Annotated in this window: 21 protein-coding genes and 2 pseudogenes; 8 read left to right on the top strand and 15 right to left on the bottom strand. The window is 43.5% G+C overall.

Annotated elements, in window-relative coordinates:
* Positions 1 to 39 precede the first annotated feature (39 nt).
* Positions 40 to 177, bottom strand: a complete 138-nt coding sequence (locus LGZ98_RS11170) for a hypothetical protein (RefSeq protein ID WP_011146464.1) — start codon at positions 175 to 177, stop codon at positions 40 to 42.
* A 350-nt stretch (positions 178 to 527) separates the two neighbouring features.
* Between LGZ98_RS11170 and LGZ98_RS11175 the strand changes: the two are divergent.
* The 3 genes and pseudogenes from LGZ98_RS11175 to LGZ98_RS11185 form a co-directional block, all read left to right on the top strand.
* Positions 528 to 1,079 (top strand): annotated as a pseudogene (locus tag LGZ98_RS11175) (ABC transporter substrate-binding protein); the annotation flags it as partial.
* A 634-nt stretch (positions 1,080 to 1,713) separates the two neighbouring features.
* Positions 1,714 to 2,169, top strand: coding sequence for a ParC-related protein (locus LGZ98_RS11180; protein ID WP_011144683.1), 456 nt, complete (start codon positions 1,714 to 1,716; stop codon positions 2,167 to 2,169).
* Positions 2,166 to 2,483 carry a type II toxin-antitoxin system RelE/ParE family toxin gene (locus tag LGZ98_RS11185; protein WP_011146462.1) on the top strand — a complete coding sequence of 106 codons (318 nt, stop codon included), beginning with the start codon at positions 2,166 to 2,168 and terminating at the stop codon, positions 2,481 to 2,483. The genes LGZ98_RS11180 and LGZ98_RS11185 overlap by 4 nt, the downstream gene beginning before the upstream one ends.
* 326 nt (positions 2,484 to 2,809) lie before the next feature.
* Here the strand turns inward: LGZ98_RS11185 and hcaD are convergent, their stop codons facing one another.
* The 6 genes from hcaD to hcaE are packed head-to-tail and all read right to left on the bottom strand — an operon-like array spanning position 2,810 to position 7,983.
* Positions 2,810 to 3,979 (bottom strand): phenylpropionate dioxygenase ferredoxin reductase subunit, encoded by a 1,170-nt coding sequence (hcaD, locus tag LGZ98_RS11190; protein WP_113040584.1) that lies wholly within the window; start codon positions 3,977 to 3,979, stop codon positions 2,810 to 2,812.
* Position 3,980: 1 nt separating this feature from the next.
* Positions 3,981 to 4,934, bottom strand: a complete 954-nt coding sequence (locus LGZ98_RS11195) for a 3-carboxyethylcatechol 2,3-dioxygenase (RefSeq protein WP_113040585.1) — start codon at positions 4,932 to 4,934, stop codon at positions 3,981 to 3,983.
* Positions 4,924 to 5,766 (bottom strand): 3-phenylpropionate-dihydrodiol/cinnamic acid-dihydrodiol dehydrogenase, encoded by an 843-nt coding sequence (gene hcaB, locus LGZ98_RS11200; RefSeq protein ID WP_011146459.1) that lies wholly within the window; start codon positions 5,764 to 5,766, stop codon positions 4,924 to 4,926. The genes LGZ98_RS11195 and hcaB overlap by 11 nt, the downstream gene beginning before the upstream one ends.
* Positions 5,766 to 6,083: a 3-phenylpropionate/cinnamic acid dioxygenase ferredoxin subunit gene (gene hcaC, locus LGZ98_RS11205; protein ID WP_011146458.1), complete on the bottom strand. Its 318-nt coding sequence runs from the start codon at positions 6,081 to 6,083 to the stop codon at positions 5,766 to 5,768. Before hcaC ends, hcaB begins: the two co-directional genes overlap by 1 nt.
* The gene (hcaF, locus tag LGZ98_RS11210) at positions 6,083 to 6,625 is read right to left on the bottom strand and encodes a 3-phenylpropionate/cinnamic acid dioxygenase subunit beta (RefSeq protein ID WP_228900449.1); all 543 of its coding nucleotides are present in this window, start codon (positions 6,623 to 6,625) and stop codon (positions 6,083 to 6,085) included. Before hcaF ends, hcaC begins: the two co-directional genes overlap by 1 nt.
* Positions 6,622 to 7,983 carry a 3-phenylpropionate/cinnamic acid dioxygenase subunit alpha gene (hcaE, locus tag LGZ98_RS11215; protein WP_262978093.1) on the bottom strand — a complete coding sequence of 454 codons (1,362 nt, stop codon included), beginning with the start codon at positions 7,981 to 7,983 and terminating at the stop codon, positions 6,622 to 6,624. The genes hcaF and hcaE overlap by 4 nt, the downstream gene beginning before the upstream one ends.
* 136 nt (positions 7,984 to 8,119) lie before the next feature.
* Between hcaE and hcaR the strand changes: the two genes are divergently transcribed.
* The 3 genes from hcaR to LGZ98_RS11230 all read left to right on the top strand — a co-directional run bounded on the left by hcaR (position 8,120) and on the right by LGZ98_RS11230 (position 10,872).
* Complete coding sequence (gene hcaR / locus LGZ98_RS11220) at positions 8,120 to 9,004, top strand: DNA-binding transcriptional regulator HcaR (RefSeq protein ID WP_011146455.1); 885 nt, start codon at positions 8,120 to 8,122, stop codon at positions 9,002 to 9,004.
* 116 nt (positions 9,005 to 9,120) lie between these two features.
* Positions 9,121 to 10,020 (top strand): alpha/beta fold hydrolase, encoded by a 900-nt coding sequence (locus tag LGZ98_RS11225; protein WP_262978094.1) that lies wholly within the window; start codon positions 9,121 to 9,123, stop codon positions 10,018 to 10,020.
* A gap of 69 nt (positions 10,021 to 10,089) precedes the next feature.
* Positions 10,090 to 10,872, top strand: a complete 783-nt coding sequence (locus LGZ98_RS11230; protein ID WP_113040589.1) for a fumarylacetoacetate hydrolase family protein — start codon at positions 10,090 to 10,092, stop codon at positions 10,870 to 10,872.
* Between the two features lie 349 nt (positions 10,873 to 11,221).
* Here the strand turns inward: LGZ98_RS11230 and LGZ98_RS11235 are convergent, their stop codons facing one another.
* From LGZ98_RS11235 to LGZ98_RS11255, 5 genes are read right to left on the bottom strand one after another with little or no spacing between them, the layout of a single operon-like run.
* A complete protein-coding gene (locus LGZ98_RS11235; RefSeq protein ID WP_262978095.1) occupies positions 11,222 to 12,571 on the bottom strand; it encodes an amidase in 1,350 nt (449 codons plus the stop codon).
* Positions 12,568 to 13,962 carry an MFS transporter gene (locus LGZ98_RS11240; RefSeq protein WP_262978096.1) on the bottom strand — a complete coding sequence of 465 codons (1,395 nt, stop codon included), beginning with the start codon at positions 13,960 to 13,962 and terminating at the stop codon, positions 12,568 to 12,570. The genes LGZ98_RS11235 and LGZ98_RS11240 overlap by 4 nt, the downstream gene beginning before the upstream one ends.
* A gap of 17 nt (positions 13,963 to 13,979) precedes the next feature.
* A complete protein-coding gene (gene purD / locus LGZ98_RS11245; RefSeq protein ID WP_011146450.1) occupies positions 13,980 to 15,242 on the bottom strand; it encodes a phosphoribosylamine--glycine ligase in 1,263 nt (420 codons plus the stop codon).
* A 40-nt stretch (positions 15,243 to 15,282) separates the two neighbouring features.
* Positions 15,283 to 16,470 (bottom strand): ATP-grasp domain-containing protein, encoded by a 1,188-nt coding sequence (locus tag LGZ98_RS11250; RefSeq protein ID WP_011146449.1) that lies wholly within the window; start codon positions 16,468 to 16,470, stop codon positions 15,283 to 15,285.
* 8 nt (positions 16,471 to 16,478) lie between these two features.
* Positions 16,479 to 16,832 (bottom strand): hypothetical protein, encoded by a 354-nt coding sequence (locus tag LGZ98_RS11255; protein ID WP_262978097.1) that lies wholly within the window; start codon positions 16,830 to 16,832, stop codon positions 16,479 to 16,481.
* Between the two features lie 24 nt (positions 16,833 to 16,856).
* On the opposite strand from LGZ98_RS11255, the pseudogene LGZ98_RS11260 reads away from it, so the two are divergent.
* Both LGZ98_RS11260 and uspE read left to right on the top strand, forming a co-directional pair.
* Positions 16,857 to 17,150: pseudogene (locus tag LGZ98_RS11260) on the top strand (helix-turn-helix domain-containing protein); the annotation flags it as partial.
* A 135-nt stretch (positions 17,151 to 17,285) separates the two neighbouring features.
* Positions 17,286 to 18,230 carry a universal stress protein UspE gene (gene uspE / locus LGZ98_RS11265; protein ID WP_113040594.1) on the top strand — a complete coding sequence of 315 codons (945 nt, stop codon included), beginning with the start codon at positions 17,286 to 17,288 and terminating at the stop codon, positions 18,228 to 18,230.
* A gap of 63 nt (positions 18,231 to 18,293) precedes the next feature.
* Here uspE and LGZ98_RS11270 read toward each other — a convergent pair whose 3' ends face one another.
* The 3 genes from LGZ98_RS11270 to LGZ98_RS11280 all read right to left on the bottom strand — a co-directional run.
* Positions 18,294 to 19,271, bottom strand: a complete 978-nt coding sequence (locus LGZ98_RS11270) for an urease accessory protein UreD (protein WP_113040595.1) — start codon at positions 19,269 to 19,271, stop codon at positions 18,294 to 18,296.
* Positions 19,268 to 19,903, bottom strand: a complete 636-nt coding sequence (gene ureG / locus LGZ98_RS11275; protein WP_113040596.1) for an urease accessory protein UreG — start codon at positions 19,901 to 19,903, stop codon at positions 19,268 to 19,270. Before ureG ends, LGZ98_RS11270 begins: the two co-directional genes overlap by 4 nt.
* A gap of 52 nt (positions 19,904 to 19,955) precedes the next feature.
* The coding region (locus LGZ98_RS11280) for an urease accessory protein UreF (protein ID WP_262978098.1) at positions 19,956 to 20,503 on the bottom strand (548 nt) is incomplete at its 5' end.

Here is a 20,503-nt window from a genome sequence, read left to right on the forward strand (position 1 = left end):
AGAGGGGATACTGTCGAATCAAATCCCCCCTATTTATAATTAGACCAAATCATCATAAGCGATCATTCGAACATGAACGAAACAGCCTTCCTCATTCCGCATAACTTCAACATTGTCTTGTGCTTGTATGAAATCAAGTTCGTTTAGATCTTCTAAAATCTGTTCAAGAGTAGCCATATTCTTTCCCCCTTTTTAACCGTAGTTAAAAATAAAGGTAGAAGTTGATCAGAGTTCTGTCAATTGAGTATTTACAAAAAATTCATGGGACGAAGCCAAGTTATAGCCGTTTAGTTACAGTTATAAACATGTGAATATGCTTGACCACTACTCATTCCTCTTGGTAGAACAAGTCATAAACAGGAAGCTCTGACTATTGAATACAACCATAGGATCTGGCCGAATACCATTCGCGTACGTCTTTGTTCCATTAAATTTAAAACTAAAATCCCATTTACAGAAGAAATAATATCGGGTATTGCCCAATTTGTAGTATCAATCTGAAAAAACGCGTTATTACTGGAAAAATCATGATGAAAAAAACAATAAAAAACATATCCTTATTCACAGGAATTGTGCTTGGAAGCTTGACATTAGCTCATGCAGCAATTATTCCACCCGGTACACAACTGGCAACCAACCAGAATATTGTTCGTCATAATGGCTCAGAACCTGCTTCTCTTGACGTGCATAAAGTTGAAAGTGATGTTGAGTTTGATATTATAAACGACTTTTTTAGTGGATTAATTAGTATAGGAAATGATGGTAAGTTTAATCCTAATTTAGCGATCCGTTGGGAAACCAACGATAATAAAACCTGGGTATTTCATCTAAGAGAAGGAATAAAATGGTCTGACGGTTCACCTATTACCGCTCATGATGTGGTTTTTAGTTGGAGACGTTTAATTGATCCCCAAATGGCATCCCCGTATGGCAGTTATATTGAAAACATGTATATAGTAAATGCCAAAGATATTCTTGCTGGTAAGAAAAAAGCCAATGAATTAGGTGTAAAAGCATTGGATAATTTAACGGTAGAAGTAACATTAGAGCAACCGCTATCCTATTTTTTAAATATGCTTCGTTTTTAAATAATTTTGTCACCAATAGTTCTAATAATACATCATTATATCATAATGATATTTATGATGATCTGATCAGTAAAGCCAAAGCAACAAACAACATAGAATATTTCCAGCAAGCACAAGATATTCTTACAAAAGATGTCCCGTCAATTCCTATTTATTACTATGTTAGTGCCAAATTAATAAAACCTTATATTGGCGGATATTATATCAGTCCACTTGGTCTTATGTCATCGAAAGATCTCTATGTTATTAATCATTAATAAGAGATGTTTGTAAGATTAAAATAAAGATTACGGTTTTTAACCGTAATCTCAGACCGCTGACAAACCTCATTGAAAATAATGGGGTCTGTTCTTTTCATAATGAATCCTAATACAACCCATTTTCCTCATTGACTCGATTCAATCGCCCGTCAGGGGGTTAGATACTGTATTTGCATTTTCTGCAACCCGCGAAAATGGGCGAGAGCATAAAAAACTGTGGGGCATTTATGTGGCAAGGAAAACTGCCTGTTTTCCGTTCAGTTATTGGGTGATAAATAATAAATCGCTTTGCAATTTACTATAATTTGCTCTATAAATTACAGTAGTCTACATTGTGAAATATTTAGAAATTGCGAGGTGACAACATGGCTGAAACTATTGACCACGGCACCCTCTCACATCTAGTGGAGGCCGGAGCCGTTAAAGGAGCGCACATCGTAGGCCAGCCAGGCGGCTGGGCCGTGATGGTGCGCTATGGAATGCACGAGCGACCACTGGCCGCACAGCGCAGCCGCAATGTGCGGCTGTTCCGCAAGTTCGAAACGCTGGTTTCCTACCTTAAAAAAATTGGCATTGCCCGCTTCGACGTGGATTCATCAAACTACGCCCCCGCTCCCCCCAATACCTCAACGCGCAGGCCAGATCGTGCCGAAGCGCTCAAGCGTACCCACGAGGCTGCTGCATATGATGCGTGGTTTCGTGAGCAGGTGCAGCAAGCCATAGATGAACCCGGACCGGGTATCCCTCACACTGATGTCAAGGCCAAATTTGCCGCCAAACGTGAAGCCTTGCGTAAACGCATTGTACAGGGTCGCGCATGAAAATCATTTGGCGAAAGATCGCGGAAGCAGATCGAGAACGTATCTTTGATTACATCGCACAAAACAACCCCAGCGCCGCGCTTGAGCTTGACGCAGACTTTGATGCTAAAATCGAACTCGCTGCGCAGCGGCCTAAACTGTACCGCCCCGGCCGTGTGCACGGTACCCGTGAAATCGTCGTGCGGCCTAATTATGTGATTGTCTATCGCATCAAGGATGAAAGCGGTACGGTAGTTGTGCTGCGCGTGCTCCATGCGGCCCAGCAATGGCCCCCGGCCAAGTCAAGCGAGAGCGTTTCTGGTGGGAAAGTCTGAGGAAGAGTAGCATTTGAAGAAGATGTGACGATTAATGCTTTCGTAAATCAAGCGCTAGAAAATGAAGTCAGTAAACATCATGTAGGGCCTTAATAGCCCCATCGGATTAATGACAAAAGTGCTAACCATCGGGAGCCGGTCTTTGATCTAATAGAGGTACTGGAAAATCGATACCTCGATATACTAAAAGCCCCCACACGACAACAATATGATTGACATCAACAGAACCCCACTTTTTAAATGGGGTTCGTCAGCAATCTGAGATTACGGTTTTTAACCGTAATCTTTTTCAGAGGCAATAATAAAATCATTCATTGTCAATAAAACTACGCCGGAACAACCGCAGGATTAGCAAGTAATTTCCGTAAATTGCGCATTTCCCTTCCCTGATTAATCGCCACAGCACCGACTAAAACTTCATTTTCTGTACCAAATAAAATGGCCTTATCTGATTGCAAATCACCCTGAATATGCCACTCTTCAGCCTGCATGTTACCAACCATTTGGATGTTAATGCCCCATTGATCAGTCCAGAACCACGGCGCGCCTGGCTGCGGGGGGGCCAACCCCATCATGGCATGCGCGGCGATGGTCGCCTGACGGTTAGCATTTTCCCAAGTTTCACGGCGCTGTAGATCACCTGTCAGCGGTTCTCTCTGAAGGCAAACATCCCCGGCAGCAAAAATATCCGGTTCAGAAGTCTGGCAACGGCTGTCAATGACGATACCGCCATCAGTCACCAAACCAGCATCAGCGGCAAGCTGATCCCTGAATTCAGCGCCGATACCATAAATAATAATATCTCCGATCACCTTTTCACCGGTGTTCAATATAAGCACTAATTCACTCCCTTGTTTTTGTGCGGAAACAATGTTGGTATCAAGGAAGAATTGTACCCCTTTTTCCTGATGACGATTCAAAAGATAATCCTGCAATAATGGAGGAGCACAACGCCCCATGATGTTATCTGCCTGTTCGATAACCGTCACGTTTGCCCCCAATTCACAAGAGGTTGCCGCCAGTTCCAGGCCAATCACACCACCACCAACAATCAAAATCCGTTTGTCTTTTTTCACCGCCTGGCGTAAACGTTGCGCATCATCCAGCGTCCTCAAGGTATAAATATTTTCACCCAGCTGATCGAGCAGCGGAAATCGTCTGGCTCTTGCCCCCATAGTGAGCAGGAGTTTGTCATACCTGAGCTTGCCGCCATTTTCTAAAACAACACAATGTTTCGATGGCATAATCTGGCTGACCAACTGGCCTATGCGCAGATCTATCTGGTTTTCCAGATAAAAATCTTCGGAGAACAGGTATTTAGGCGCTTCCTCTGGGTTGATTAAATAGTCTTTTGATAAAATTGGCCGCTCGTAAGGCGCATGATATTCCTTACCAATTAAAATAATATCGCCATCAAACTGCTGCTGCCTTAAGGTTGCGGCAGCCATAGCTCCCGCTTGCCCTGCTCCAACGATAATAAAAGTCTGATTCCGCATATTATGCTCCTATCTGAGTGACAGGTTGAGCACTGACCATTGCCATCCCTGCCAGCCACTCCTTAATAGGTTGGTAATAATGCCGTTGCGCTTTATATTCGCCATAAATAGAAAGTGCCGCAAAAGCCGCAATCCAACAGCGAATTTCCTGTCCACCTTTCCCGCCCTGAATGGCGATTCCTCCCTCGGTTAACGAAGCAAGACGCCGAATATCGCCACTACAAAAAATACGCAATAACTCGTCATCCCACTGTGGATTCAACGGAGCAACGATATTCTCGCCACGAGCCAACGATTTTCCAACCTTAATTACCCGGATTTGCCGTTTTTGACGCGCTTCTTTTGTCGGATTTCTCCCGGCAATCAACCCTTCTTCAACTTCCGGCGGAACCTGTCCCATTTGTGGTATCGGGGGATCATGTGATAAGCCACCAGAGCCTAACAGCAATACCCGTTGATCTGTTGTGAATAGGAATTGACCCACTGCACGACCTAACTCAACAGCACGACGGCAGGTCGGCAATGGTTTAGCTGCACAGTTAATAAATATTGGGATAGTTGGATAACGCTGTAAATTCTGGCAAAGCAGCATCAATGGCTGAGTAAAGCCATGATCGACCTGCATACGCCAGGAGTGAGCCACATCAATCCCTGAATTATATAAGGCAGAAATTAAATCCTTCGCGGTGTTTTCAGGAACATTGAGTGGGCCTTTACCAATATCCCAATCCCCCACTGCATTCGCTCTTACTCCAACGCAAAATGCCGGCATGAGATCATAAAAAAAACCATTAAAATGGTCGGGAGCGAAAATCACTATCAATTGTGGATCGTAGTCCTTTATCTGTTCAGCCAATTGCTGAAAAACCTGCCGAACATGCTTTTCCGTCGCTTCAGGCGGAGAACCAAAACCCATCAAAGGTGTGTGTGAAGTACAAATCAATTTAACGGTCATCTGAACTCTCCTTCTTGGTCGGAGACATCACTCCCGCTGTCGTTTGGCGAATGCCACGGATACTTAATCCGGCATCAGCCGTTATCATCACCCCCGTTAAAGTGCGGTTATTGGCACGGGAAGCCAACATGACATACGGACCGGTGAAATCTTTTGGCTGAGGTATGAATTGCAAAGGTAAAATTGCACTGAGACTTTCTAATGACAGGTTATCTGTAATGCATCTATCTTGCTGAGATAGTGAAGCCGCCCCACGAAGATCACTTGGCATACCACAAGGCGCAACACCATTAACCCTGATAACTGGCGCTAATTCATAAGCTAACTGGCGGATCATGCCGACCGCACCGTGCTTGCTGGCGGTATACAACACCCCTCCACCACCAGAAAACCATGACGAGTTTGACAACGTAAAAATCATGCTGCCTTCTGATGCGGTTAGCGCCGGTAACGCGGCTTTAGCCCCTAGAATATACCCTTTCAGGTTAACCCCCATCAGCTCATCAAATCCTTTATCAATCTGCTCTGGTGAGGCGTCAAGCAGGCTAATTTTGTGATCCCATATCCCGGCATTACCAACAAAGCAGTCTAGTTTGCCAAAACACCGAACAGTTTCAGCCACTGCTCGCTCATTGTCCTCAAAAGAGACAACATCACCGTGAATAACACAGATATCGTTACCAAAACAGTGTGCCAAAGCTGTCGCTTTTTCTGCCGATAACTCCAAAACGCCCACTTTGGCGCCTTCAGCAATAAAACGCTCTATTAAAGCCAAACCTAAACCGGAGCCACCGCCTGTTAATAAAATGACTTGATCTTTGATCCAACTCATTATTGCTCCTCCGATACAGTGATATAAATGTTTCCGTCTTTAACAACAACAGGATAGGTCTTCAATGGATCTGTAGCAGGAAGGCAAAGTGCCTTCCCGGTTCTAAGACAAAAACTGGCCGTATGCAGTGGACACTCAACTGTCGCATTGTCTTCCAAATACCCTTCGGATATAGAGGCATTACCATGACTGCACCGGTCATCAACAGCAAAGAATTCGCCATCATAGTGAAACAACGCAATATCCGGTGTGTATTCAACCTTACGCGCTCCTCCGTCGGGCAATTCTTCAACAGTACATACGAATAATTGACTCATCAGAATAAGACACTCAAGTTATGGAAAGTTAAGACTGCCTGATCCAAGGTAATTTCACGTTTGCAAATCAGCCAGCTATCCGTTTTTGGATTACGGCGAACACAATCTAGCCGCTTACCAACATAAAAAGCTTCATCTCGCTCTTTTTGTGAACGGTACAGCAAATAATTGGACTGAACATGAAATTGGTCAGGCAAATCCGTTTCAGTAATCACTAAGTTTGTCAGTAGATGACGTGTACGGGATGGGGGTTCCTCTGCCCATGCCATACCGGTCTCCAACCGAGCTATCCGGCGTTCAAGCTGAAATTTATTGTCATTGAACAACCAAGTGGTTGGCGGCTGGATACTCTTACGGCGATCGCGGGTTTGGGCATTAACAATGGTACGCATGGTATAGCTGAGATCTTCTGATAACAACTCAAGCCAATCGCGAAATCTCCACTCATCCAGTAATGCAATTTCGTAATACAAGAACTGGCTTATTTCATAGTGCAGTTCCGGCGATACTCTTTTTTCCTGATTAACAATTAACTCTTTCATTTGACCAACTCCTGCTGATAAACCCGGCTTTTTTCCTCTATCTCATCCCAGGTTTCACTGGTGAGTAAGTCAGCCCAACGCTGATACATACCACGGGCAACGGTTTCGGAAAAAACATAATTGGTCACACCCGGAATTCCATCATCCCGCACTCTTTCTTGTCCCAATCTCATTTCCATGCACAAGGTGCTGTTACGGGCTTTGTAACCTCTAAGTACCTTCTGAATTTCCACCCAATTTTCTGAATCATCCTGTTCGAGAAAACCTGCCGGACCAAATGCACGGGTAGCACTGTTTTCAAAAGCGGCTTTTACTTCCAGAGAAGCGGCTTTATCTGCGATGCAGAACGCCCAAACTTCCACCTGATCAGGTCCACGTGGATGCCACACCCGCATGGTTGCAGTACCGTTAAGCCAGGAAAGTGTCGGGAAAATATTGTTGTGACCGGCAAGACGCAGTGCCCTGACTTTTCCCAACCGCTGCTCTGCCTCAGCATAGGTTTCACGGTAGTAACGGGCAACGGCACCATCAACCCAAACGTTGGCATCGGGTTTTTCGGTCAAGAAAAATCCACAACCGTGACCATTCTGAGCAAATTGCACGGCATCTTTTGCCGTTTCCCAAACTGGTCGTGAAGTCTGATCAGCACCTAATGCTTTTTTATCGTCGCCATCCTTTACGCTCAAAACCTGTACAGCGGAGGCATGACTGAATAAAGCATGGTATTGATCACCGGCAAACTGTTCAGCGGGTAATTTCCAATTACAATTGATGAGCCATTTTTGCACACCACCAATCACTTCGGTCCCTCCTTCGCGGCGATCAAGCACACCATCAAGATACCAAGCCATATCACCGAGATAATCAATCAAGGAGGGGGCTGTCGTATCCCAGTTACCGAAAATCAATCCTTTATAATTTTCCACACACGGCACTTCCTGAAGTCCCCATTGCTCTTTGCAAAGCCCATGTGGATAAGCGCACGCTTCCAACGGAACGTCGATTAATCGACCGTCCACACCATATGACCAACCATGATAAGGGCAAGTAAAGGCACGGGTATTACCGCTATCTGCGTAACAAACCCGCATGGAACGATGGCGACATTGATTTAGGAAAGCTTTAACGGAACCATTTTTCTGACGGACAACAACAACACTGTCCTCTCCCATATAAGTATTGAAAAAATCACCCGGATTGGGAATTTGGCTCTGATGAGCTAGAAACAGCCAACAACGGCCAAATATTCTTTCGAGTTCTAATTGATAGAGCTCGGGATCGATATAAATCTGAGGAGTTACACGACCGGCTCGGGCATCAATCAGGCGGTAAATATCTGAATCTTTGCTCAATGTCATATTATTCAGTCCTCAAGTAAAAGAAAAGTTGACTTTTTGCCAACATGCAAAATGAATGCTATTAATAGATTAATATTTTGTGAAATACATTGTTTGTTTAAATTAAGACTTTTTTTCGATATGTGAGGAAACAGCAATGGAATTAAGACACTTACGCTATTTTATTGCGGTGGCAGAAGAATTAAACTTCACTAAGGCCGCAAAAAAATTGCATACTGCACAGCCTTCGCTAAGTCAACAAATAAAAGATTTAGAAGATTATATTGGTTCTACACTATTAGAGAGAAATAAACGCAGAGTCTCTCTAACCAAAGCCGGAGAAGTTTTTTTACAACAAGCCCGGCTTATTCTTGAAAATGCAGAGAAAGCAAAAAAAATGGCCCGCAGAGCGGCACAAGAACAAATTGTGCTAACTATCGGATTTGTCCCATCAGCAGAAGTTAAAGTATTACCTGAAGTCATCCCAATATTTCGCTTGGCTCATCCTGGAGCAAAAGTAGAACTTATTAGTTTATTTAATCCAGGACAAGAAGAGAAATTATTACAAGGTGACATTGATGTCGCTTTCATGCGCCCGCCAATAAAGAGTGATTCTATTGATTTTAAAGTCATTCTTAATGAACCGCTGGTGGTTCTGATGCCTGCTAATCACAGGCTAAGATACTGTGAGAAAATTTCAGTCAACGACCTACAAGGAGAAAATTTTATTACTCCTGATCCAACACAATCTGGTGTATTACAACAGATTATAGAAAATTATTTTACTGAACATAATGTCGTACCTAATATTATTCAAACTGCTAATAATATGCTATTAATTTTAAACATGGTTAGTCTAAATTTAGGGTGTGCAATAGTACCCTTCTATATTACCAGCATCATGACAGATGCCGTTATTTGCCGGCCATTATCAGGATATTCTCCCACAATAGAGTTAATAATGGCATGGCGAAAAGACAACACATCAGAATTATTATTGCACTTAATAGATGTTGTTGAAAATAAATATCTGCAAGAATAAAAATAAGCATCATCGTTTTTTTCTTTCAGACTAGACATATTAAGTATTAGTGAATATTACCCGCTGTCGTTATATTAATAACGTATTAATTTAAAATAAATAAGGAAGATATCATTATGTCAATATCAGCGAATCTTCAACATAAACTTATACAGCCCGAATTACGTTCGCTTTGGTCTGCCATTGCCAGCGGTGAAATCCATCTACATCATCTCAATGTAAAAGGGATAAAAACTCGTGTTCTTGAAGCGGGTAACGGACCTACTCTGATTTTCTTGCATGGTATTGCAGGTCATTTAGAAGCTTATATGCGCAACATACTGCCCCATGCTGCCCATTTTCGTGTACTGGCAATTGATATGCTGGGACATGGCTTCACGGATAAACCTGTCCGTTCCTATGAGATTATCGATTATGTGGAACACCTACGGGATCTTATTGAAACATTAAATCTGAAGAAAATTCACCTTTCTGGCGAGTCGCTAGGCGGATGGGTTGCAGCCCGGTTTGCGGCAAAATATCCGCAATATATTCACCGTCTGGTATTGAACACCGCCGGTGGCATGATTGCTGATCCAAATGTGATGGAACGCCTGCGCACACTGAGCTTAAATGCAGTGAAAAACCCCGATCAGGAAGCTACCCGCAAGCGTCTTGAATTCCTGATGGAAGATCCTGCAATGGTGACAGAAGACTTGGTTGAAACCCGTTTTGCCATTTATCGTCAGCCGGGTATATTGTCCGCAATGGAAAACATCATGTGCCTACAAGATATGGATACCCGTTTACGTAACCTTTTGACCGAAGATGAACTGGTAAAGATCCAGGCTGAAACCCTAGTGCTATGGACTACACACGATCCGACTGCTGCGGTTTCAGTAGGTCAGCGTCTTGCCGGGCTTATCGAAAATAGCCGTTTTGTCGTGATGGAAAAATGCGGTCACTGGCCTCAATATGAAGACCCGGACACATTCAACCGGCTCCATATCGATTTTTTACTCAACGGCAACAAATAATGTCCCTTTCAGACGAGTGATATTCCAGTTGGAATGTCACTTCTGTGGTTTGAGCAGGAGCAACAACAGATGAATAACGTCATAACCCATCTTGGCGAAAAATTGTTTCAGTCATGGCAGAGTCATCAAGCCATCGATCCTATCTCTAGTGAATATCCAGAACTAACATTGCACGACGCCTATCTCATCCAGCAAAAAGTGATTGCTTACCGGCTGGAAACAACTGGAGAGAGAATTGTCGGTAAAAAAATCGGGATTACTAGCCAAGCAGTTATGGATATATTGAACGTCGATCAACCCGATTTTGGCATTCTCACCTCAGATATGCATTACAAAAACAATGCCACTGTACCCATTGAGCAATTAATTGCGCCGAAAGCTGAAGGCGAAATTGGTTTTATCCTGAAACACAATCTGTGTGGACCAGGTATTACAGCAGGAGATGTACTCAGAGCAACAGATTATGTCGTGCCCTGTATCGAAATTGTCGATTCCCGTATCCGTGACTGGAAAATAAAAATCACAGATACTGTTGCTGATAATGCCTCATCAGGGTTATTTGTCATTGGCAATGGCGCCCGTCTGCCCTCAGAAATTGATTTAGCTGCCGTGACAATAACGCTAGAGAAAAACGGTAAACTGGTTGACACTGGCATTGGTGCCGCTGCACTAGGGCATCCAGCCAATGCGGTTGCCTGGCTAGCGAATATGCTAGGAACACTGAATATGGCGTTACTCCGTGGAGAAATCATTCTCTCTGGCTCCCTCACCACCATGGTGCCAGTTAATACGGGTGATCAGTTGAAAATTAACTTACTCGGTGTGGGATCTGCCAAGGTCAGTTTTGCTTGAAAAATTAGCCTTAGTTTATTAATAGGAGTCATAAAAAGCCCCCACCAAAGTTACTGGCAATAAAGTTATTAGTAACTTAGTTATTAGCAGGGGCGTAAATGGCTTATTATCATTTCAAGCCTAATAGAATGTATTCCTTTCGTTAATATTATTTTTACCAAATTAAAAACAATAATTTCATAAGTTTCGTGGTAATACACATCTGTCATTCCGCAGCTATATCTGTAATATACTGATTTAAAATCGTTTGTATAAAATTTATGCATTTGTTAATTCTTAATTAAAACAACAAATTATGAATGCGGTGCGGAATGTCGGACACATTCGTCGTTTTCAGCGACAACATTCATCATGTCTTGAGTCGTATTTTAAGTTCTGTATTGCTGAAACCGATACGGCATTCAATCAATTCCGCAAGAGCAAGGGCGTTTTTTTCTTTTTTTCGGTTACATACGATCTGTAATGAAAATGGTAGCCCCTGACTGTTTAATCCTGTTGGGATGGAGACCGCGCATAAGTCAGCAAAGTTCACGAAACGGGTGAAGTCATTTGGGGGTTGATGTTCATCTTTTTCAGCTATAGGCCAAGAAGGTTCTGGGGTTGTAGGAATTACTAACGCATCCACATTCTGAAACCAATTCGAAAATATCTTCCGTACGTGACGACAGAATATCAATGCTTCCGAATACTCTTTCTCCTTTATCTCTTTGCCACGTTCTAATCTTACTTTAATTGTATCGCTGAGGGAGTTCTGTGAATTACACAAATATCCATAATTCTGCCAAGCCTCAAACGCAGTAATTATAGAATTAGCTTTCATGCACTGCGATAAAGGATATGGGAAAGGTTTCTTTTGAGTTACCATACCCATTTGAGAAAAAACTTTCAGCAATGACGCATAATGCGAATCTGTTTCCTTATCTAAAATATGTTCTTCTTCTGACGGTAATATGCCAATATTCAGATTATTAATGCATGAGTGATACGCTAAATTTGGGTTCAGCTGATTATAGATAATGAATATATCAGATGCATGTCTGGCAATAATTCCCACAGTATCCATCGTCTGGCTTAATGGAAGCATACCTGATGATGACAAATTGCCCATCGATGGCCGAAACCCACTTACGCCACACCAAGCAGCGGGTATACGTGCAGATCCACCCGTGTCAGTTACAAGCGCTATCGGTGTCAGACCGGCTGCCACTGCTACAGCGGAGCCATTACTTGAGCCACCTGGGGCAACTTTCTGTGATTGTCCCCAAGGGTTGAATGGCGTCGGGCTATTTTCCATGATGCCCGCTACTCCCATACCGAGCTCTACTGCTCTGTGTTTTCCTGTCAGAATCATTCCCTGTTTCAAGAGGGTAGCTACCACTGGTGCCGTAACATATGCTTTTTGACTAAAACAGTTCGTGCCTCCTCCAGTGACCTTACCTTTCAGATCAAAAAAATCCTTAACAGCAAAAGGAATGCCATGGAGAGGGCCACGCCAATTTCCTGATCGTATTTCCTGTTCAGCATGTTTTGCTGCGGTCCGCGCATCAGCTTCATAGATTTCTGAAAAGGCGTTCAACTTATGGTCGTAACATAAAATACGCTTCATGTACTCATCTAAAATCTCAACAGGTGATATCACTCCGCTGCGTATTCTTTCTCCTAATTCATTAATTGAAAGACTGATAATTTCATCCATCATTTATCTGCCTTTAGTGTTATGGAATTGTGATATTCATCAATATCATTTTTTACAAAAAGAAAATTGATAATCAAAATGGATAGAGTGGCTATGATAATAGTAATAACCGCATACTTCATGTTTAAAATAAAGAGTTTTTCACTGTTTACCATTTGCCCAAAAACTGCCACGGCAAAAGCGGAACCTATCTGACCAGTTGCACGGGAAACTCCTGAGGCAACGCCAGTGTACTGTTTCGGAGTACTTTGCATAAATAAAGATGTTGACATTGGTGATCCCAGCCCTCCACCAAAACCAATCAACACAAGTGGAACAAAAAGATAAGCATAGTCATTGTTGAACTGTGTAACCAGTAATCCACTGAAACCGACTAATCTTATCATGGCCCCAACAATCATCATGTGGCTCGTCTGGTAACGGCGTGCAAGCCATCCAGAGACCTTATTTCCCAATATGACACTGATTGAGAGCGGTAACAGGGCCATACCCGTTTGCGTTGCACTCAGGTGCTGAATATCCTGAAACCAAAAGGTCAGAATAAACATGGCACCAAAAAAGGAAAAAGCGCCAGAAAAGAAAATCCATGAAATAGCGCTAAAATTTGGCCGCCTGAACAGCTCCAGTGGAAGCATAGGAGCTTTACTTCTTCTTTCTACCACTATGAATGCAGTCATGATGATTAAAGACAAGCACAACAAGATAACTGAGTTCAAATTGATTTGAGGAGAGTCATTCAGCCGGATGACACCAGCAATAAATAGAAATATTGTCAGGAAAAGAAGTAGCTGGCCTTTTATATCCATAGTTAAACTTTTATGTTCATGCTCTGGAGACTGCACCCTAAGTGTCAAAAAGATCCCTGCTAAGCAGAGCGGCACATTTACTAGGAAAATCGATCTCCACGACAGATATTCGGTCAGCCACCCTCCTATGACAGGCCCCGCCACCAGAGCGATACCTCCCCAGCTCGCCCAGCTGGCAATGGCACGGGTTCGTTCTGTTTTATCTGTGTAGGTATGAGTGATCAAAGCAAGTGAACCTGGTACGAGTATGGCGGCGGAAATACCCTGAAGCACGCGACCGGTTAATAAAATAGCGGCTTCACTGCTAATTCCACACAAAGCGGAGGAGAGAGTGAATAATCCAAGCCCTGTAATGTAAACACTTTTTGAACCAAAACGATCACAAAGAGCTCCCCCTGATAGTAACAAACTTGCAAATAAAACCAGATAGGCATTTACAACCCATTGTAACGTTGTTACACCAAGTGAAAGGCTCTCTTTAATAGTCGGTAAAGCTACATTAACTATGGACGAATCCAGAATGACGAGTATGTAACTTATATTAGCTGCGAGCAGAACATTACGCTTGTTACGCTTCATGTTGTCCATAAGCATTCCCCGATTAATTACATTCCACTAGGAGTATTGATATTCAGCGCAATATCGGTACGGTAATGCATCCCTTCAAAATGGACTTGCTTGACCGTTTCATACAACTTTTCTCTAGCCTCGTTGAACGTCAGGGCTATTGAACTTAATGCAATAACTCTTCCTCCATGACTTATTAGTTTTCCATCATCAGATACAACGGAGGAATGAAAGATATGAGTATCTTCTGAAGGTAACGGCAAGATGAGCTCATCACCTTTTCGCTCGGTAAAAGGATAACCTTCAGACGATATTTGTAAGGCAACAGAAACAAGCTTACTCCAGCGTACATTTGCTTTGCCCAGCTGTTTTTGTAGGGTCAATATGAATAATTCATGAAGGGGACTCTCAAGTCGTTCAAGGATCGTGAAGACCTCTGGATTACCCAGCCGACAGTTGATTTCAAGAAGGCTCGGCATTCCTTTTTTGTCAATCATGACACCAAAATAGAGGAATCCTATATATTCGATTCCTTCAGAATTAAGAGCTGCCAGACAAGGTTCTACAATTTGGGTAATGATAGCCTCATGCTGTGCGGAGGACAGTACTGGGGAATAAGCTCCCATACCACCAGTGTTAGGGCCTTTATCCCCATCAAGCAGCTTTTTATAATCTCGGCTTTCAGCCAGTGGTAGATAGTTTTTTCCGTCAAAGAGGATGGTGTAAGAGACTTCTTCACCTTCAATGAATTCTTCAACCAGCATTGGTCCGACATTTCTTGTGAAAAACTCTTCCAGCGTGTTTTTAACATGCTGGCGATCCTGGGCTATCACTACACCCGTTCCCCCATGAACCATACCGTCTGCTTTGATAACCACAGGTAAAGGTAATGTGTCGGCAAATTTTTGGGCCTGTTCCTGTGATTCACAAATTGCGCTGTAAGGTGTAGGTATTTGATATTTTTTCATGAATTTTTTGGAAAAGCCTTTCGACCATTCAAGTCGGGAGGCTTCACGAGTCGGGGCAATGATGGGTAACCCACGAGATTTAAAGTAGTCGGCTACCCCAGCTGCCAAAGTTTGGGTCGGTGTGATAAGCGTAAAGTCTGCTTTTAGTTCCAGAGCAGCCCTAGCCAGCCCCTCAACATCTCCTGAAGACACTGGAATATTTTCCATTCCGGGTGCGCATGACGTAGCCGGATTACCTGGGGCTAACCATACTTTTTCTACTGCTGGGTCCTGTAATAATTTCCATGCCAGCGCCTGTGCGCCGGCACCTGAACCTGCTATAAGGATTTTCATTATAGTCTTCTCTCAAAACACAGGGTTAAAAGGAATTTCATCAGTTTTGCCACCTGACTAAATCATCGATCCAGTCGGCAAAATGTTCAATTCGTTCAGTAAGTTGTACATCACTATTGCCGGTAATTATGGCGCTAACAACGTCATCGGTATAAGTTGTTGCCTGTTGATAAATTTGCCCGACTCTCCCTGATAAGCAGAGTGTGGATATCCAATCATAAGGAACTGAATCTGGCAAAGAAATCAGATATGCCGGACGAACAGGAACGCGAATTGATGCTGCGAATTCTCTTGGTTCAGTCCGGACTTTCAGTACATCATTGATACCTGCACAACTCTGTATCCAAGCTTTATGTATATTTATCCCCCAAGTGTGTTCTATTAACTCCCCCGTAAGTGAACCCGCAGTACGGGCCGCAATCTCGCATAAAATTAATCGGTCATCGGCGGTGTGGAATATTTCGGCATGAAACCCGAGGGTAGGCGCAGCAGGCAACGCTGATATAGTTCGATAGGTAATACTGTTCAGTCGCTCTGCCAAGGGGGTAGCAGGATCAATAGTACGGCTACCAAATATACCTGCATGCTGGTAATCAAGAGCATTATTGATATAAGCGCAGGGAGCAAAAAATGAATCTCCTGCTTCATTAATTACACCGTTAACATGATACATATTTCCAGAGATAAACTTTTCTACCATCCAGCCATCAACGGTTCTGTCGCGGAAAAAATCGGATACTTCTCTGAGACTCCTACATACCTTAACGTATTTCGAGCTGCATCCATCCACCGGTTTTATCACAACTGGGAAATTATGCTCTTCACTGAAAGTTAGAACATCCAGCCAACTGCCAAGTCGTCTAAACGGAGCCACTTCAATGCCTGCACGTTGAAGATAATCTTTCATTAAAACCTTATCTCGATACGCCAAGGCACTTTCAACGTTCTGGCCTGGGAGGCCATAATATTCCCGAAGTTGTGCAGCTCGGATAAGGTCAAATTCCGAATGAGGCAGAATCTGGCTGAATGAGGTGTGACGTCCTAATTCTGTGGCGATAGATAAAACACCTTCACCGTCATCAAGGCTGTCGATCTGCCGGACGTACCGGTAACGGTGCTGAAGAGGAAATTGTGGTGCAGAACTGATAAGCCACAGGTCATCACGGCATTCCTCCAACCATTCTGCAAAGTTAATCTTGATGCTTCTTCCGAGGCATAGTATTGCCATGCTTTACCTCACATAACGTCAGAAATGGGTTTGATAATATCCAATACAGTGAAATCGCCCCATCGAGTACCGTTATCAACAAGATGATTGACCGTCATGTCCTGCCGAGCACAACGCCTCATAATGCGTAAAAAAGCATGCCATTCATCGCTTCCATGGGAAACAGGGACAGGGGTATCCGCTTCAATATAAAGTGGGAGCAAATGAGCAGATAAAATTTCGTTCGGTGAACATCTTGTCAGAATGGCTGCGGTATATCGTGCATAATCAGGCAACTGAAAACCGGTTTTCGACCATTCATTTATTGAGCATGAGAGAGGTTGATCGAAAATGAGGTTTCCCAGTCCAAAACATGTCAGCATGTTTTTATGCCATTCAACACCTCGCAAGGAATGATATTGTTGTTATCTAAGAAAAACGCTGAAGAACGGTTAGCCGCATTTATTTATAATCTCTCTCGTCGTTTCGCTCAGCGTGGTTTCTCACCAAAAGAATTCCGTTTAACCATGACCCGCAGTGATATTGGTAATTACCTAGGTTTAACGGTTGAAACTATTAGTCGTCTGCTTGGGCGTTTCCAGAAAAACCAAACTCTCGGTGTAAAAGGTAAATACATCACGATTGAAAACATGGATAAGTTGTCTGAGTTAGTCGGAAAAAAATCTGTTTCAATTACCTGATCTTAAAACCAGATCATCTTATTTTGTTGATCTGGTTCTCCTCTGACCTGTTCGGTTTGCTTATATTGGTTTATCTTTAGTATTGAAACGTGAGTATTGAAGTGTGTTTTGTCTAGCCTCTGTGAGGATACCATTATGGCAAACTATCAAAACCTTTTAGTTGCAATTGACCCAAGTCAGGACGATCAACCGGCATTAAGGCGTGCAGTTTATATAGTGCAACGCAACGGTGGCCGGATTAAAGCTTTCTTGCCCATTTATGATCTTTCTTATGAAATGACCACTTTACTCTCCCCAGAAGAAGGTAGTGCTATGCGTAAAGGTGTTACCAGCCAACGCACTGCCTGGCTTAAACAACAAGCGTACTACTATCTGGAAGCCGGTATTGATATTGAAATAAAAGTGGTATGGCATAATCGACCTTATGAAGCAATTATCCAGGAGGTCATTACAGGTAATCATGATTTACTTCTGAAAATGACGCATAAACATGACAAGCTTGGCTCCTTGATTTTTACCCCACTTGACTGGCAGTTACTCCGCAAATGCCCATGTCCAGTATGGATGGTAAAAGATCAGATATGGCCGGACCAAGGCTCCGTTGTAGTCGCGGTTAATTTATCTAATGAAGAATCATATCATCATGAGCTGAACCTGAAACTCGTTAAGGAAACTCAGGAATTGGCAAATCAAGTAATGAAAAACCCGGAAATTCATTTGGTCAGCGCTTATCCTGTTGCGCCACTGAATATCGCTATTGAGCTACCCGATTTCGATCCAAGTGTTTATAACCATGCCCTACGTGGTCAGCATCTTATCGCCATGAAAGAATTGCGCCAAAAATTCTGCATTGATGAAAAATATACTCATATCCATGAAGGACTACCGGAGAGTGTTATTCCCAAAATGTGCGATGAGATGAATGCGGGCATTATCGTTCTTGGTATCCTCGGCAGAACTGGGCTGTCCGCTGCTTTTCTAGGAAATACCGCAGAACATGTGATCGACCATCTTAAATGTGACCTTCTAACGATAAAACCTGATGGTTTTGAATGTCCAATTAAAGCCGTTAAAGAGTGATAGTAATAGCATGACAACCATCCATTTGGCGATAAAGCCCGAAACAGATTCTCATCCCAGGTTTTATCGCCAGATAAACGGCTCAGGCAGTGTAACACCCAAGATCTCCTCACGGGCTATACGCCAGAAAAGGCGAACACCCGCTTTAACTTGATAAGTTTCTTTTCCCAACACCTTAAAGATTAAACCACATTGATTAGGTAAACGACTGGTACCACTCGCTATACCCGTTTCAGCATCGTACTGAGGCGTCATGCGAGCCAGAATACGATCGTGGTGAACTTGAGGAGTGAGCAAGATCACATTGCCGAATACATGAAACGGCCCCATCACCCCTACGCTGTTCAACGGTTGTTTTTTCGGCTCCAGTACATAACGTTCCGCAAACAATATCTTGCCATCAAAATCAGTTGCCGTAATTCGTGATGAGTAAACATCAAATTTAAACCCTTGATCAGCAGGGTGGTATTTGCGACCGGACATAATAATTTCAGAATAAATCAGTGTGGCAGTCGAGTGAATGGTTATTTGAGTGTCTGTGATAAACCGAGAACCACTGTGAGGTATAACCGGATCGGGCATCATTTCCAGATAGCCTCCCTGCTCTATCTGGATAGTTTGCACTTGCGCCGCATAGTTATTCACCATCGAATGAATCTTAGTAGCCGATTGGGTAGTAACATGACCAAACGCCTCTGGAGCAACATGAATGTCCAGCGCCAATCTATCTCCTTGTAAGATACATCCCGACGTGGAGATCATAAATACACACGGCATCTGCGGCAGTGCCTCATCCCAATACAGCGCCCGCTGCACCAAATAAGGAACCCGGCGTTTCATTTGCGCCAAAATGCTACGATCACCACGCCGGGCAAATCCCAATTGTAGATAGCCACTTTTACCGACATCACCGCTTGCCATCTGAGGCGGTTCATCCTGAAATAGTGCAAGTTCCGGCGCGTTGGCACCAAGATTATTTGCCCGTTGATACATTTCGCCAATAACTTCGCCAATATTTTGCGGCGAGCTGGTGGAAGTCATTGTGTCGCCTGTAATGAATGAGTAAACAGGAAGTCACGCATGATCATATTTACCAGCGTTTCAACACCCTCACCTGTTTTGCAATTGGTAAGGATATAAGGGCGCTGACCACGCACAATTTGAGTGTCATGCTCCATCACCGCCAGGCTGGCACCAACATAAGGTGCTAAATCAATTTTGTTGATCACCAGAATATCCGCCTGTACCAAACCCGGTCCGTTCTTGCGCGGAATTTTCTCCCCTTCGGCGACATCAATCACATAAATATAAAAATCTGCCAGCGCCGGACTAAAAGTGAGTGTCAGATTATCACCACCACTTTCAATTAACACAACATCGCTGTCAGGAAAACGCGCCTCCATCTCCTCTACCGCCGCAATATTCATACTGGGATCTTCGCGCACCGCTGTATGAGGGCAAGCGCCGGTTTCCACACCAAGTATCTTTTCTTCATCTAAAATGCCTTTCAAGGTACGTTTAACCTGTTTAGCATCCTCGGTGGTAACAATATCATTGGTGATAATCAGAGGTTTTATTCCGCGTTGAATCAAAATAGGTGTGATCACTTCAATAACGGCAGTTTTGCCTGAACCCACCGGACCGCCAATACCAATTCGGGTAATTTTTTTCACAAGGATTTCCTCATACGATTAAGAGGGGGTTAAAAGCGATATCAGAATCAAGTTAATTACTGAACAACCGGGTAAATGCGCTAACGTGCAATGCCGCCAGAACATCGGTCATCGGTGCATAAGATGTCATCTGTTCAATCCCTCCCTTTTCCGCCTCATCACAAAACAGTTCAATATCTTGATTCAATGAGAACAAGATACGTTGAATGTCAATATGGGTAACACGCATCAGGCGTATAGCCGCGCTGAGTATCGTCATTGCAACGCCATATTGATGCATGACGATCACTTCACGTGGAGCCGCACCCAATGCACTCATGACGACCGCCAAAGTAATCGGATAGGTACCGGCGGCAATATCGCTCTTTATTTGTGCTAACCACCATGCAATTAATGACTCACCGGTGACTTCAACCGCCATTTCCGCTAACTTTTTCCCCATCCGCGTGACCATAGTGCGACTTTCTTCATTTAATTTGCGGTTAAATATTGCCCAGTCATGGGAGATAGCCGTATCATGCTGCCCACTATTTAGCGCCTGACACGCGGCCACTACTGCGCGGCCATCACTACTCACTGCCTGTAACAGCGCTGTCCGCG

The organism is Photorhabdus kayaii (assembly GCF_025384895.1).
GTDB lineage: Bacteria > Pseudomonadota > Gammaproteobacteria > Enterobacterales > Enterobacteriaceae > Photorhabdus > Photorhabdus kayaii.